This is a genomic window from Paraburkholderia sediminicola, from assembly GCF_046027355.1.
Taxonomy (GTDB): domain Bacteria; phylum Pseudomonadota; class Gammaproteobacteria; order Burkholderiales; family Burkholderiaceae; genus Paraburkholderia; species Paraburkholderia sediminicola_B.
Genome location: NZ_JAQQEK010000023.1, coordinates 115,830 through 129,954, shown reverse-complemented (window position 1 = coordinate 129,954; position 14,125 = coordinate 115,830). Strand labels below are relative to the sequence as shown.

General features: G+C 64.4%; 9 protein-coding genes. 6 read left to right on the top strand and 3 right to left on the bottom strand.

Going from position 1 to position 14,125, the window contains the following annotated elements:
- The first annotated feature begins 2 nt into the window (after positions 1-2).
- On the top strand, positions 3-1,475 hold the full coding sequence (locus tag PQR42_RS31820) for a DEAD/DEAH box helicase (protein ID WP_408388443.1): 1,473 nt from the start codon (positions 3-5) through the stop codon (positions 1,473-1,475).
- A gap of 70 nt (positions 1,476-1,545) precedes the next feature.
- On the opposite strand, the gene gluQRS is transcribed toward PQR42_RS31820, so the two are convergent.
- Both gluQRS and PQR42_RS31810 read right to left on the bottom strand, forming a co-directional pair.
- Positions 1,546-2,433, bottom strand: a complete 888-nt coding sequence (gene gluQRS / locus PQR42_RS31815) for a tRNA glutamyl-Q(34) synthetase GluQRS (protein ID WP_408388441.1) — start codon at positions 2,431-2,433, stop codon at positions 1,546-1,548.
- Positions 2,434-2,464: 31 nt separating this feature from the next.
- Positions 2,465-3,328 (bottom strand): sulfurtransferase, encoded by an 864-nt coding sequence (locus PQR42_RS31810; RefSeq protein ID WP_408388439.1) that lies wholly within the window; start codon positions 3,326-3,328, stop codon positions 2,465-2,467.
- A gap of 331 nt (positions 3,329-3,659) precedes the next feature.
- On the opposite strand from PQR42_RS31810, the gene dnaE reads away from it, so the two are divergent.
- Positions 3,660-7,226 carry a DNA polymerase III subunit alpha gene (gene dnaE / locus PQR42_RS31805; protein ID WP_408388437.1) on the top strand — a complete coding sequence of 1,189 codons (3,567 nt, stop codon included), beginning with the start codon at positions 3,660-3,662 and terminating at the stop codon, positions 7,224-7,226.
- Between the two features lie 130 nt (positions 7,227-7,356).
- Here dnaE and PQR42_RS31800 read toward each other — a convergent pair whose 3' ends face one another.
- Positions 7,357-8,118, bottom strand: coding sequence for a glycosyltransferase family 2 protein (locus tag PQR42_RS31800; RefSeq protein WP_408214392.1), 762 nt, complete (start codon positions 8,116-8,118; stop codon positions 7,357-7,359).
- Positions 8,119-8,319: 201 nt separating this feature from the next.
- Between PQR42_RS31800 and msbA the strand changes: the two genes are divergently transcribed.
- The 4 genes from msbA to PQR42_RS31780 all read left to right on the top strand — a co-directional run bounded on the left by msbA (position 8,320) and on the right by PQR42_RS31780 (position 14,120).
- On the top strand, positions 8,320-10,113 hold the full coding sequence (gene msbA / locus PQR42_RS31795; protein WP_408214394.1) for a lipid A export permease/ATP-binding protein MsbA: 1,794 nt from the start codon (positions 8,320-8,322) through the stop codon (positions 10,111-10,113).
- Positions 10,114-10,227: 114 nt separating this feature from the next.
- Positions 10,228-11,304: a glycosyltransferase family 4 protein gene (locus tag PQR42_RS31790; RefSeq protein ID WP_408388435.1), complete on the top strand. Its 1,077-nt coding sequence runs from the start codon at positions 10,228-10,230 to the stop codon at positions 11,302-11,304.
- A 345-nt stretch (positions 11,305-11,649) separates the two neighbouring features.
- Positions 11,650-12,777 carry a glycosyltransferase family 9 protein gene (locus PQR42_RS31785; RefSeq protein ID WP_408214650.1) on the top strand — a complete coding sequence of 376 codons (1,128 nt, stop codon included), beginning with the start codon at positions 11,650-11,652 and terminating at the stop codon, positions 12,775-12,777.
- Complete coding sequence (locus tag PQR42_RS31780) at positions 12,777-14,120, top strand: O-antigen ligase family protein (RefSeq protein ID WP_408388433.1); 1,344 nt, start codon at positions 12,777-12,779, stop codon at positions 14,118-14,120. Before PQR42_RS31785 ends, PQR42_RS31780 begins: the two co-directional genes overlap by 1 nt.
- The last annotated feature ends 5 nt before the right edge of the window (positions 14,121-14,125 follow it).

Here is a 14,125-nt window from a genome sequence, read left to right as displayed (position 1 = left end):
CCATGTCCGACACAGCCGTCACGCCCAGCACTGCGACTTTTGATCAATTCGGCCTCGCGCCCGACATCCTGAAAGCCGTCAAAGAGTCGGGCTACACCATCCCTACGCCGATCCAGGAGCAGGCGATCCCTGTCGTGCTGGCCGGCCGTGACATGATGGGGGCCGCGCAAACCGGCACCGGCAAGACCGCGAGCTTCTCGCTGCCGATCATCCAGCGTCTGTTGCCGCAGGCGAGCACGAGCGCTTCGCCGGCCCGCCATCCGGTGCGCGCGCTGATCCTCACGCCGACCCGTGAACTGGCCGACCAGGTCGCCGCGAACGTGCAGGCGTACGCGAAGCACACGGCGCTGCGCAGCGCCGTGGTGTTCGGCGGCGTGGATATGAATCCGCAATCCGAGCAACTGCGCCGCGGCGTCGAGATTCTGATCGCCACGCCGGGCCGTCTGCTCGATCACGTGCAACAGAAAACGGCCAATCTCGGCCAGGTGCAGATCCTCGTGCTCGACGAAGCCGACCGGATGCTCGACATGGGCTTCCTGCCGGATCTGCAGCGCATCCTGAACCTGCTGCCGAAAGAGCGTCAGACGCTGCTGTTTTCGGCCACGTTCTCGGGCGAAATCAAGAAGCTTGCCGCCACGTATCTGCGCAACCCGCAGACCATCGAAGTCGCGCGCAGCAACTCGACCGCGACCAACGTGACGCAGGTCGTGTACGAAGTCGCCGAGGGCGACAAGACCGGCGCGGTCGTGCAACTGATTCGCGAACGCGGCCTCAAGCAGGTGATCGTGTTCTGCAATAGCAAGATCGGCGCGAGCCGTCTGGCGCGCAGCCTCGAGCGCGACGGTGTGGTCGCGACCGCGATTCACGGCGACCGCACGCAGAATGAACGGATGCAGGCGCTCGACGCGTTCAAGCGCGGCGAGATCGAAGCGCTGGTGGCGACGGACGTCGCCGCGCGCGGCCTGGATATCGCCGAACTGCCGGCCGTGATCAACTTCGATCTGCCGTTCAATGCGGAAGACTACGTGCACCGGATCGGCCGTACCGGCCGTGCGGGTGCTTCGGGCGATGCGTTGTCGCTGTGCAGCCCGAACGAGCGCAAGCAGCTTGCCGATATCGAGAAGCTGATCAAGCGTCCTCTGGACGTGCAACGCCTGACGGTGGAAGCACCGGTGCGGCATCACCATGAAGAACGCGCGCCGCGTCGCGAGCGCAGCAGCGAGGGTCGTGAGGACCGTGGCAGCCGCCGGCGCACGGGTGCGTCGTCGGGTTCGTTCGACCGGCCGCATCATCATCGCGCGCAGCCCGTGGATGATTTCTTCCTGAAGCCTTATGAGCCGTCGCCGTCTTCGGTTCGCAAAATCGAGGAGGCTGCTGCAGCTTCCGCTGCGCCGCAGAAGGCGGCTTCCAAGCAACCGTTGGCTGCGTTGCTGGGCGGGTTTGGGATGCCGAGGAAGTCGTCGTCTTCTTCCTGATTTATGGTGCGCTGGCGCGGCTTGGTTTGCCGCGCATGGCGACTGTCATTTTTTCAGACGCGCATCGCGTTCAAACTTTCAGGCCCATTCGTTTCGCCCATGCCACCGTGGCGGCAGCATAAAAGCCGTCAAGCGTCGTATGGGCCGCAGCGCTTTCCAGGTCGAGTCCAAGATGCTGCGCCGCTGCGCTTAGCGCTTCAAGCGGCTTGTCGCTATCCAGCGCCGTGGCTCCGTTCTGCTTGCTGAGTTTTTCGCCCTCTTCATTCGTGACGACGGGCACATGCAAATACTCCGGCGTTGGCACACGCAGGCAACGCTGCAGATAGATCTGCCGTGCCGTTGAATCCATCAAATCCGCGCCGCGCACGACGTGCGTGATGTCCGCGTCCGCGTCGTCGACGACCACCGCCAGTTGATACGCCCATTGGTCGTCCGCGCGCTTCAGTACGAAGTCGCCGACTTCGGTGGCGAGATTCTGTGTCTGCTTGCCCTGCCAGCGGTCCTCGAACGTGATGACCGCGCTGTCGCCGTCGGGCACGCGCAGGCGCCATGCGCGCGCCGGTTTACCGTGCAGGCCGTCGCGACAGGTGCCGGGATAGGCGAGGGTCGTGTTGCGCGCGTGCACGTTGAGCAGCGAGTCGGCGATTTCCTTGCGCGTGCAGCCACACGGATAAATCATGCCGGCGGCCTTCAATTGCGCCAGCGCTTGCTGGTAGCGCGCCATTTGTGCGCTTTCCCAGACGGGCGGTTCGTCGGCATGCATGCCGAAGCGCTCGAGGGTGGCGAGGATGTCTTCGGCGGCGCCCGGCACGGTGCGCGGGCCGTCGATGTCTTCAATGCGAACGAGCCATGCGCCCCGATGCGCGCGTGCGTCCAGCCAGCTCGCGAGCGCGCTCACCAGCGAGCCGAAGTGCAACGGCCCGGTAGGCGAGGGCGCGAAACGTCCGCGGTAGGTCATGGTCGAGTGGTGGCGTTCTGCGCCGCCACCATCACGCGGCGCGCGCCGCCTTGCTGTCCGGATGGCATTCCGGACATGTCTTGCCCGCCACGTACATCGGCGATTCTTGCGCTTCCGGCGGGACCACCGCGCGGCAGCCGAAGCATTGCGTGGTCTTGCTAGGTTCGAGTTGCGGATTGAGCGCGGTGCGGTAGTCGAACACGAAGCAGTCGCCGTGATAATGCGCGCCGCCCACTTCCTCGAAATACTTCAGAATGCCGCCCTCGAGCTGGTACACGTTCTCGATGCCGACTTCCTTCATGTGGATCGCGGCCTTCTCGCAGCGAATCCCGCCCGTGCAGAACGACACCACCGTCTTGCCTTCCAGGTCGGCGCGATTTTGCTCGATCACTTCGGGAAATTCGCTGAATTTCGTAATGCGGTAGTCGAGCGCGTTGTCGAACGTGCCGACGTCGACTTCGAACGCGTTGCGCGTGTCGAGCATCACGACCGGACGGCCCTGATCGTCGTGACCGCGGTCCAGCCAGTGTTTCAGCTTGGGCGCGTCGACGAACGGCGCGCGGCCGAGTTCCGGCCGGATGGCCGGTTTTTTCATCGTGATGATCTCGCGCTTGAGCTTGACCAGCATGCGGGTGAACGGCTGCTTGTCCGACAGGCTTTCCTTGAACTGCAGATTGACGAACTTGCCTTCGAACAGCGCGTCGTGACGGATGTAGTCGATGAACGCGTCGGTGTTCTCACGCGTGCCGGCGACGAACAGGTTGATGCCTTCCGGCGCGAGCAGAATGGTGCCCTTCAGGCCCAGCGCATTGCAGCGTTCCGTGACGAACGGACGCCATGCGGCGGTGTCTTCGATAGTCGCGAAATGATACGAAGAGAGGTTGACGATACTCATGAGTGTCCAGCGGTAAGAAGTGACCGGCCTTGCGGAAAACGGGGCGCATTGGGCTGCCCGCCTTCAAACGCCATGCGGCGCGGCCACGTCGAATAGGGCGAAACCCGTATTATCCCTCAACCCGGCGCTTTACCCGACTCGGCCGAATGGCCAACGAGTTGCGGTAGCGCAAATCGTTCGTAAACTTGCTGCCGATTCACTCCGCTTGAGCCGCCTTCCGCATGGTCCGCAACACCGGAAGCGCCTGTGCACGCGCCTCCAGCGTTTGCGTCCTAAGCCGATCGGCTAACGCGCGGTTTTGGCCTGAAAACTCCGGAAGGGTGGAGTTACAATGTCGCCCATGTCAGATCCCCGCTTCGTTCATCTCCGCGTTCACTCCGAATTCTCGATTGCCGATGGCATCGTGCGTCTTGACGACATCGTCAAGGCCGCGGCCAAAGACGGCCAGGGCGCGCTCGCCCTCACCGATCTCGGCAACGCATTCGGCCTCGTCCGTTTCTATAAGGAAGCCCGCGGCAAAGGGGTCAAACCCATTGCCGGCTGCGACGTCTGGATCACCAATCCGGACGACCGCGACAAGCCTTCCCGTTTGTTGCTGCTGGTGAAAGACCGGCTCGGCTATCTGAACCTGTGCGAACTGCTCAGCAAGGCGTCGCTCACGAATCAGTATCGGGGTCGCGCGGAAATCGAGGCCGGCTGGCTCGAGTCCGGCCTGGGCGCTGGGCTGCTTGCATTGTCCGGTGCGCAGCAGGGCGACATCGGCCTCGCGCTCGCGGCGGGTAATGAAGAAGCGGCCAAACGCAACGCGTTGCATTGGGCGAAGGTGTTCCCGGGCGGCTTCTATATCGAGTTGCAGCGCTGCGGCTTGCCGGGCGGCGAGCAGTACGTGCAGCAGGCGGTCACGCTCGCGGCGTCGCTGAAATTGCCGGTGGTCGCCACGCATCCCATGCAGTTCATGACGCCGGACGACTTCACCGCGCACGAAGCGCGCGTATGTATTTCCGAAGGCGACATTCTGGCGAATCCGCGCCGCTCGAAGCGGTTTACCTCCGAGCAGTACTTCCGCACGCAGGAAGAGATGGCGGCGCTGTTCGCGGACATTCCGTCGGCGCTGGCCAACTCGGTGCAGATCGCCAAGCGTTGCAACCTCACGCTCGAACTCGGCAAGCCCAAGCTGCCGCTGTTCCCGACGCCCGACGGGATGTCGCTCGACGACTACCTCGTGCATCTGTCGAAAGAGGGCCTTGAGAAGCGTCTCGAGCAGTTGTATCCGGATGAAGCCGAGCGCGCCGCGCAACGCGCGACGTATTACGAGCGCCTCGAATTCGAGTGCGGCACGATCATCAAGATGGGCTTTCCCGGCTACTTCCTGATCGTGGCGGACTTCATCAACTGGGCGAAGAACAACGGCGTGCCGGTCGGACCGGGCCGGGGCTCGGGCGCGGGCTCGCTGGTCGCGTACGCGCTCGGCGTGACCGACCTCGATCCGCTGCGCTATAACCTGCTGTTCGAACGTTTCCTGAATCCGGAACGGGTGTCCATGCCCGACTTCGACATCGACTTCTGCCAGCACGGCCGCGATCGCGTGATCCAGTACGTGAAGGAAAAGTACGGTGCGGACGCCGTGTCGCAGATCGCCACGTTCGGCACGATGGCGGCGAAGGCGGCGGTGCGCGACATCGGCCGGGTGCTCGATCTCGGCTACATGTTCACGGACGGCATCGCCAAGCTGATTCCGTTCAAGCCGGGCAAGCACGTCACCATCGCCGACGCGATGAAGGAAGAGCCGCTCCTGCAGGAGCGTTTCGACAACGAAGACGAAGTGCATCAGCTGCTCGAACTCGCGCAGCGTGTGGAAGGCCTCACGCGTAACGTCGGCATGCACGCGGGCGGCGTGCTGATCGCGCCCGGCAAGCTGACCGATTTCTGCCCGCTGTATACGCAGGGCGATGAAAGCGGCGTCGTGAGCCAGTACGACAAGGACGACGTCGAAGCCGTCGGCCTCGTCAAGTTCGACTTCTTGGGTCTGACCACGCTGACGATTCTCGACTGGGCCGAGCGCTATATTCGCCGCCTCGATCCGTCCAAGCAGGACTGGTCGCTCGCGCAGGTGCCGCTCGACGACCCGGCGTCGTTCTCGATCCTGAAGAAAGCGAATACGGTCGCCGTGTTCCAGCTGGAAAGCCGCGGCATGCAGGGCATGCTGAAAGACGCGCAGCCTGACCGCTTCGAGGACATCATCGCGCTGGTCGCGTTGTATCGTCCGGGCCCAATGGACCTGATCCCGAGCTTCTGCGCGCGTAAGCACGGCCGCGAAGTGGTGGAGTATCCGGATCCGCGTGTCGAATCTGTTCTGAAAGAGACCTACGGCATCATGGTCTACCAGGAGCAGGTCATGCAGATGGCGCAGATCATCGGCGGCTACTCGCTGGGCGGCGCCGACTTGCTGCGTCGCGCGATGGGTAAGAAGAAAGCCGAGGAAATGGCCGAGCATCGCGAGCTGTTCCGTCAGGGCGCCGCGAAGAACGGGCTGGCCGGCGAGAAGGCCGACGAAATCTTCGACTTGATGGAGAAGTTCGCGGGCTACGGCTTCAACAAGTCGCACGCGGCCGCGTATGCGCTGCTCGCGTACTACACCGCGTGGCTGAAGGCGCACCATCCGGCGGAATTCATGGCGGCGAATATGTCGCTCGCCATGGACGACACGGACAAGGTCAAGATCCTGTTCGAAGACTGTCTCACGAACAAGATGGCGGTGCTGCCGCCGGACGTCAATCTGTCCGCGTATCGTTTCGAGCCGGTTGCCGAGCCTGACGGCAAGCGTTCGAAAACGATCCGCTACGGCCTCGGCGCCATCAAGGGCAGCGGCCAGAACGCGATCGAGGAAATCCTGCGCGCGCGTGAAGAAGGTCCGTTCATCGACATCTTCGATTTCTGCAACCGGGTCGATCGCCGCATCGTCAATCGCCGTACGGTCGAAGCTTTGATCCGCGCCGGTGCCTTCGACACCTTGCATGCGAATCGCGCGCAACTGATCGCGTCCGTCTCGCTCGCCATGGAAGCCGCCGAGCAGGCGAGCGCCAACGCGCTGCAGGCGGGTCTGTTCGACATGGGCGACGCGCCCTCGCAAGGTCACGAGCTGGTCGACGAGCCGGAGTGGCCGGAAAAGAAAAAGCTGCAGGAAGAGAAGGCCGCGCTTGGCTTCTACCTGTCGGGCCACCTGTTCGATGCCTACAAGGGCGAAGTGCGCCGCTTCGTGCGCCAGAAGATCGGCGAACTGAAAGAAGGGCGCGACAAGCTGGTCGCGGGTGTGATCGCGTCGCTGCGCACGCAGATGACCCAGCGCGGCAAGATGCTGATCGCGCTCCTCGACGACGGCACCGGCCAATGCGAAGTCACGGTGTTCAACGAGACGTTCGAAGCGCACAAGCAACTGTTCAAGGAAGACGAACTGCTGGTCGTGCAGGGCCAGGCGCGTAACGACGCCTTCACGGGCGGCATCCGCTTCACCGTCGACACGGTCATGGATCTCGGCCGCGCGCGCTGCCGTTACGCGGAAGCGGTGAAGGTGCAGATGAACGGCAATGCGGACGCGCTGGCGTTGCGTCGTGTGCTCGAAGCGCATAGCGCAGGCAAGGATGAGCCGCAAGCGGCGGCGCCGGCGGCTTCGTCGCGTGGTGGCAACGGCGGTGGCCGTAATGGTGGTGGCTATGGTGGCGGTGGCCAGCGGCAGGCGGTACAGATCCCGAACGGGCTAGCCGTGCAGGTGGTCTATCGCAGCCAGAATGCCGAAGGTGAAATGCGTCTGGGCGACGCATGGCGCGTGAAGCCGACCGACGAACTGCTCGCGGCGTTGCGCGGCGAGTTCGCGGGAAGCTCGATCGAGATCGTCTATTGATGCGTGGTTCTGCCTGTGCGCCTGGCGCGGGCAGAACTATTTGTGAACCGCGGCGGCGAATCTTCGCGACGCGAGGCATGAGCGAATGCCGCCGCGCCAATCCGCTGTTTAGCGCCGCATGCCCTGAAGCCTACCGCCGCGCCTTCGCTCCAAGCCGCGCCAGCTTCAAAAACCGGTAATACACCGTCTCCGCATTGAACACCGCGATCATGAACCCGGCGCGCCCGTCCAGGAAACCGCGGCGCAGCAAGTAGGTCCGCACGAACGCCCACGCGCCGCGCCCGAGCGCCTTGCCGAAGCTGCCGCGCTGACCCGCCGCATGACGTTGCTGGGCGCCCGCTGTCGAATACGCGTCGAGCTTGCGCAACACGCCTTCGAAGTCCTCGTAGGAGTAATGCATCAGCTTGCCGTTGAGTCGCTGCGCCGGCGTGTCGAACACCAGCCGCTCATGCACCAGGTCGTCGGAGAAACGCGCGGCGCCGCGTTTGAAGAGACGCGGAATCCAGTCCGGATACCAGCCGCTGTGATGAATCCAGTGGCCGCAAAAACTCGACAACCGGTCTACCGCGTAGACATCGGCGGTGGGGGCCGTAAGCGCCGCGCGGATCGCCGACGCCAGTTCCGGCGAGACGATTTCGTCGGCGTCGATCGAAAGTATCCAGCTCGTGCTGAGCGCGTCGACCGCGCGATTCTTTTGCGGACCGAAGCCCGGCCAATCGGTCTGCTCGATCACGCGGGCGCCGTGCGCTCGGGCGATCTCGGCGGTGCCGTCGGTGCTGCCGCCGTCGATCACGACGATCTGATCGGCGAAGGCCACGGCTTGCAGGCATTCAGCCAGCCGCGCCGCCGCGTTTTTGGTGATGATGGCGACGCCGAGGGTGGTTTCTTGCATACCTGAAGTAGCGTGGTGGCGGAATGACGGAACGAGTCGCGCAAGCGGGATGCGCCAGACGAGTTGCACGAGGAGTATACACAGCCGGTTCCCAACCGCCGACGCTCACCCCCAACCGTTTACAATGCTCTTTTTTGATATTCCGCCCGGCAGGCATTCTGTCCGCCGCGCGGCTGCAGTCCCGCCTTCTCAGAGGATTCCTTGAGCGCGAAGCCAACGTTAAGCAAACCCATCGGTTCAGGCGAGGCGTCGTCGGCCGCCGTCGTCTTTAAACGGCTATGGCCGTATATTCAGCCGCTGATCTGGGTTCTCCTCGGCGCGATCGTCGCGATGGCCGTCAGCGCCGCGACCGACGCGGCGATCCCCGCCTTGCTCAAGCCCCTGCTGGACAAGGGCTTCGGCGCGCATGCCAACGACAAGACCAAGTGGTTCGTTCCGGCCGCGGTGATCGGCCTCGCACTGGTTCGCAGCCTGTCGCAATACGCGTCCGGGTACCTGCTTGCCTACGTGACGAACAAGATCCTGCTCGATCTGCGCCTGAAGATGTTCGACCGCATGATCCACACGAGCGTCGCGTTCTTCCAGCGCGAAACCGCGAGCACGGTGATCAACGCGATCGTCTTCGAGGTGAACCAGATTCTCAACGTGCTGCTGAGTGTGCTGGTCACGCTGGTGCGCGATTCGCTCACTGTCGTCTTCCTGCTTGGCTATCTGTTCTATCTGAACTGGCGTCTGACGCTGATCGTCGCGGTGCTGCTGCCGGCGATCGGCTGGCTGGTCGGCAAGATCAACCGCCGCTTGCGTCGTTTGAACCGCGAGCATCAATTGCTGACCAATGAGCTGTCGTACATCGTCGAAGAGTCGGTGGGCGGCTACAAGGTCGTCAAGGTGCACAACGGCGAGCAGTACGAGATGGAGCGCTTCGAGTCGATGAGCAAGCGTCTGCGTGGCTATGCCATGCGCATGACCGTGTCCGGCGGCCTCGCGCAGCCGTTGACGCAGTTCCTCGCGTCGATCGCGCTCGCTGTCGTGATCACGATCGCGGTGGTGCAGTCGTCGTCGGATCAAACCACGGTCGGGGGCTTCGTCGCCTTCGTCACGTCGATGCTGCTGATCATCTCGCCGCTCAAGCACCTGATGGACGTGAACCAGCCGCTGCAACGCGGCATGACGGCGTGCGAACTGATCTTCGGTTTGATCGACGAGCCGTCCGAACCGGAAGGCGGCGGCAAGCCGCTCGAGCGCGCGCGCGGCGAAGTGGAATTCCGCGGCGTCTCGTTCAACTACAGCGCCAACGCCACGCATAATCGCCACACGCTCGACCAGGTCTCGTTCAGGGTGGCGCCGGGCGAAATGGTCGCGCTGGCGGGCCCGTCGGGCAGCGGCAAGACCACGCTGGTGAATCTGCTGCCGCGCTTTTTCGATCCGACCGCCGGCCAGATTCTGGTCGACGGCGTGGCGATCCCCGAATACGATCTGCACGCGCTGCGCGGCCAGATCGCGATGGTGAGCCAGGACGTGGTGCTGTTCAACGACACGGTCGCCAATAACGTCGCGTACGGCCAGGCCGCCGATCCCGACAAGGTCAAGGCGGCGCTTCGCGCGGCCAACCTGTGGGACACCGTCGAGGCAATGCCGAAAGGCATCGACACGCTGGTCGGCGACAACGGCCTGATGCTCTCGGGCGGCCAGCGGCAGCGTCTGGCGATCGCGCGCGCGATCTACAAGGACGCGCCGATCCTGATCCTCGACGAGGCGACCTCGGCGCTGGATTCCGAGTCCGAGCGCCACGTGCAGGCGGCGCTGGAAACCTTGATGAAGGGCCGCACGACACTCGTCATCGCGCACCGTCTGTCGACCATCGAGCGCGCCAACCGGATCCTGGTGATGGAAGCGGGGCGGATCGTCGAGAGCGGCAGCCATCGTGAACTGCTGGCGCAAGACGGGCTGTACGCGCATCTGCACCGCATCCAGTTCCAGCAGACGGCGGCCTGAAACGCACGACACGTCAATCCGCCATTCGCCTCTCCATTCACGCGGTCCGCCAGTCCGGACCGCGCATGACTGACCCCCTTAACATTTGACGAGGCGCAGGCGCGCGCTGTCTGAATGAAGAAACTTGGACTCTCCAGCAACGCCTTGCAGCACAGCGGCGGCCTCGAGCGCTACGCCATGGATCTGGTGCGCGGCCTCGCCGCGCTCGGCGTCGAGCCGGCTTTCTTCGCGCGTCGGTTCGACGCGTCGCTGCCGGAATGCAAGTTGGTCGAGCCACACCGCATCAACGTCTCGTTCCTGCCGGGCAAGCTGCGCGATCGCTGGTTTTCGTGGCGCTTGCGCGCGGCGCGGCGCGCGGCGCACGTCGATGTGCTGATCGGCTGCAACCGCGTCGACTCGTCCGAGGTGGCGATCTGCGGCGGCACGCATCTCGGTTTCTTGCGGGCGACGGGGCGTGCGCAGAAGCGTTCGGACCGCTGGCAGATTGCGCTCGAGCGCCGCCAGTACGAGCGCTCGAAAGTCGTAGTGGCGCATTCGCAGTTGATGCACGACGAACTGCGCGAACTGTACGGCGTCGACGAGTCGAAGATCCGCGTGTTGTTTCCGCCCGTGGACGGCACGCGCTTCGCGCCGACCGATGCCGCGACGCGTTCCACCTTGCGTCGCAAATATGGTTTCGCCGACAACGAGATCGTCCTGCTGTTCCCGTCGAGCAGCCATGAGCGCAAAGGTTTGCCGCTCATCGAAGCCGCGCTGCGTGACACGTCGCTGCCCGTGGTGGTGGCCGTGGCCGGGCGGCCGCCCGCGCGCACCTCTGAGCGGCTGCGCTATATCGGCTATGTGAAAGAACTCGCGGAGTGTTATCAGGCCGCGGACTTTACGATCCTCGCATCGACGTACGAGCCGTTCGGGCTGGTGGGGATCGAATCGGTGATGTGCGGCACGCCGGTCATTTTCCCGTCGAGCATCGGCTGTTGCGATGCGATCGCATCGCACGCGAAATTCGTGTTCACGCCGAATGACGTGGCCGATCTGCGCGCAACCCTCGAACGGGCGGTGCGCGAGCATCGCGACGGCACGCGTCGCGCGCCGTCGGAACTCGCCCGCGACGCGGTGCTGTATGACGCAAGCGTGGTCGCTCACGTGAGCGCGCTGTTGACGCTGGCGCAGCAGATCGACGCCGCGCGCTAGGACCCGCCGCACCGTTGCCGCGTAAGGCGCGGGCGGGCCTGCTGGCGCGGTTTTGCGTCGTTCGGCGGCAGGGCCACATGTTATAATTTTCATCTATCAACGCTCGAACTCAATTCGAGCCGAACACCCACTTATTTCATCGAGCTTTCCATGCCGGCCTGGACAGGCGGCGGGCGAGAGGCGCCGCGTCCCGAGCCGCGCCGGCCCGCCGTGACGGGGCCGCAGCCGCTGCACTGGAGGCCTTCGGGAAGAATACCGCTGGAGATTGTGCATGGCGAACGCGACCTCGCGCCGGGTATCGGCGTACAGCAAGATCGCGGCGGGAACCAACGCGCCGATGAGCCTATGAGTCGGCTTGCCGGGCGTCTTCGTATTTTTGCGCGGGCCATCCCGCGACTGCTGATCAAACCATTGCGCCGCGAGCCACGGCACCCGCGCCGTATCCTGATTGCGCATCATCTATTGCTCGGCGACACGCTGCTGCTCACGCCGCTCGTCGCCAAGTTGCGCGCGCAACATCCGCAAGCGCAGATCGTTCTCGCCTGTCCGAAGGCAATCGTGCCGCTGTATGCCGGGCGGCCTTTCGATGTCACCGCCTTGCCGTTCGATCCGCGTGATTCGAAGTCGGTGCGGGATGTTTTGCTTTCCGGACCTTACGACCTCGGCATGGTGCTCGGCGACAATCGTCATAGCTGGCTCGCGTTGGGCGCGGGCTGCCGCTGGATCGTCGGACATGCGGGCGATCGGCCGGCCTGGAAGAACTGGCCGCTCAACCGCAGCGTGCCGTATCCCGACGCGGCGGCGGCCTGGGCCGACCTCGCCACGGAACTGATCGACGGGCCGCCGCCGCGCGCCTATCAACCCAGCGACTGGAGCGCGCCACAACACGCGGCGCTGCCCGAACCGTCGCTGCTGGCGAAGCCTTATGTCGTGCTGCATCCGGGCGCGAGCACCAGCGTCAAACGCTGGCCCAACGCGCGCTGGCGCGAGCTTGCGCAACGCGTGGAAGCACTCGGCTATCTGCCGGTATGGACTGGCGGTCCGGGCGAAGCGGAACTGATTCGCGCAATCGACCCGGACCCGCATCATCCGAACCTGGCGGCGCGGCTCGGTCTCGGCGAGTTATGGCATCTGTTTGCGGGCGCGCAAGCCGTGGTTTGTCCCGATACCGGCGTCGCGCATCTGGGGCGTCTGATTGGGGTGCCGACCCTCGCGCTGTTCGGGCCGGGCAACGCGCTGATTCACGGCGCGGGCCGCTATTGGCGCGAGGTGCCCTTCGTGCCGATTACGATCGCCGATATGCCGTGCCGCGATCAGCCTTTTATTTTCCGCCGCGAGGTAGCATGGGTGCGACGCTGTGATCGCAACGAGACGACCTGCGTCGCGTGGCGCGGCGACCATGCCGACTGTATGGGCCGGCTGTCGGTCGAGTCGGTATACAACGCATTGCAAAATGTTCTGGTGAAAGTGTAATGACTCACACGGCTGCGCGAGTGGAGCGCGTGTTCTGGGTTGCCTGTCCGGTCATTCTGTTTGTGGTGATGTTCGGCCACATGACGGCGATCGTCTTCAATGCGCTCGCCCTGATGGCGCTCGGTGTGGCGGCGGCGGCGTGGTCGCCGGACCGGCCCGCGCTGTGGCACTGGCCGCTGGCGCTGCCCATCGCGGGCTGGGCCGCATGGAGCCTCGCCTCGGTCGCGTGGTCCATGTATCCGATGATCAGTCTGCACGCGTGGTGCGACGAAGTGCTCTATCCGCTGGTGTCGTTCTGGGGCTTCTGGCTATTCGGCACCCAACTGCGGCGGCCCGAGCCTGTGGTGGCCGTCAACTGGATCGCCTGTGTGGCGGTCGCCGCGATCAGCGCGCTCAACTGGGGGCATTTGCAACCGCCCACCGCCAATACCTTCCCAATGCATTTCTATAACCGCGTCGGCCACACCAGCACGCTCGCGGTATTTGCGATGGCGCTCTTCGCGGGCTTCATGCTGCGGCCGCGTTGGCGTGTGATCGGCGCGAGCGGCATCGTGCTGTGCCTGTTCATTGGACTGGCAACGCTCAATCGCTTCTTCTGGCCGGCGGCCGCCGCGACGCTGCTGGTGGCGCTGTTCCCGCTGTACCGGCGCCGCCTGCTGCTGGCGTTGCTGGTCATCGCCGTGGTGGGCGCGGCCGGCGTCGGCACACTCGAGCTCAGTTCCCGCCTGCGCACGGCCGCCATGCCCCCTGCCACGCAGTTACACGATCTGGCGATCGAGGGGCATCAGGTCTATGTGCCGGGCTCGCTGTCCGCGATCGGCGACACGGTATCGGCCGACACGCGTCCGAAGCTGTGGGCGTTTTATGTCAGTGAAGCCGAGCGCCACGCGTGGGTCGGCGTGGGCTTCGGCAAGCCGCTGCCGGGTATCGTCTATCGCAGTGAAATGCCGGCTAGTTTGCTGGCGGTCGAACCACAAGCGCTGACGCATGCGCACAACCTGTTCATCAACACGTGGTTGCAGACGGGATTCATCGGGGTCGTGTTGCAGACCGTGCTGTTGCTGTGTCTTGTCGCGCGTTTCTGGCGGCTGCGACGGGTCAAGCCCTGGTTGTGCGCCGCGGGCGTTGCGCTGGTCGCCGGCATGATCGCAAAAAACACCACCGATGACTTCATGTGGCAGACCACCATGCTCGCGTTCTGGGCCTTCGCGGGCCTGCTGCTGGGCTGCGCGGAACAGGCTCGCGCGCCAGGCGGAACGTCGACCGAGACTGCACGTGGGCAAACCACGGTGGCACGCAGTGAACAGCGGCGCGAAGCGCCAACGGCAGAGTTGGGCGAATAACCAAG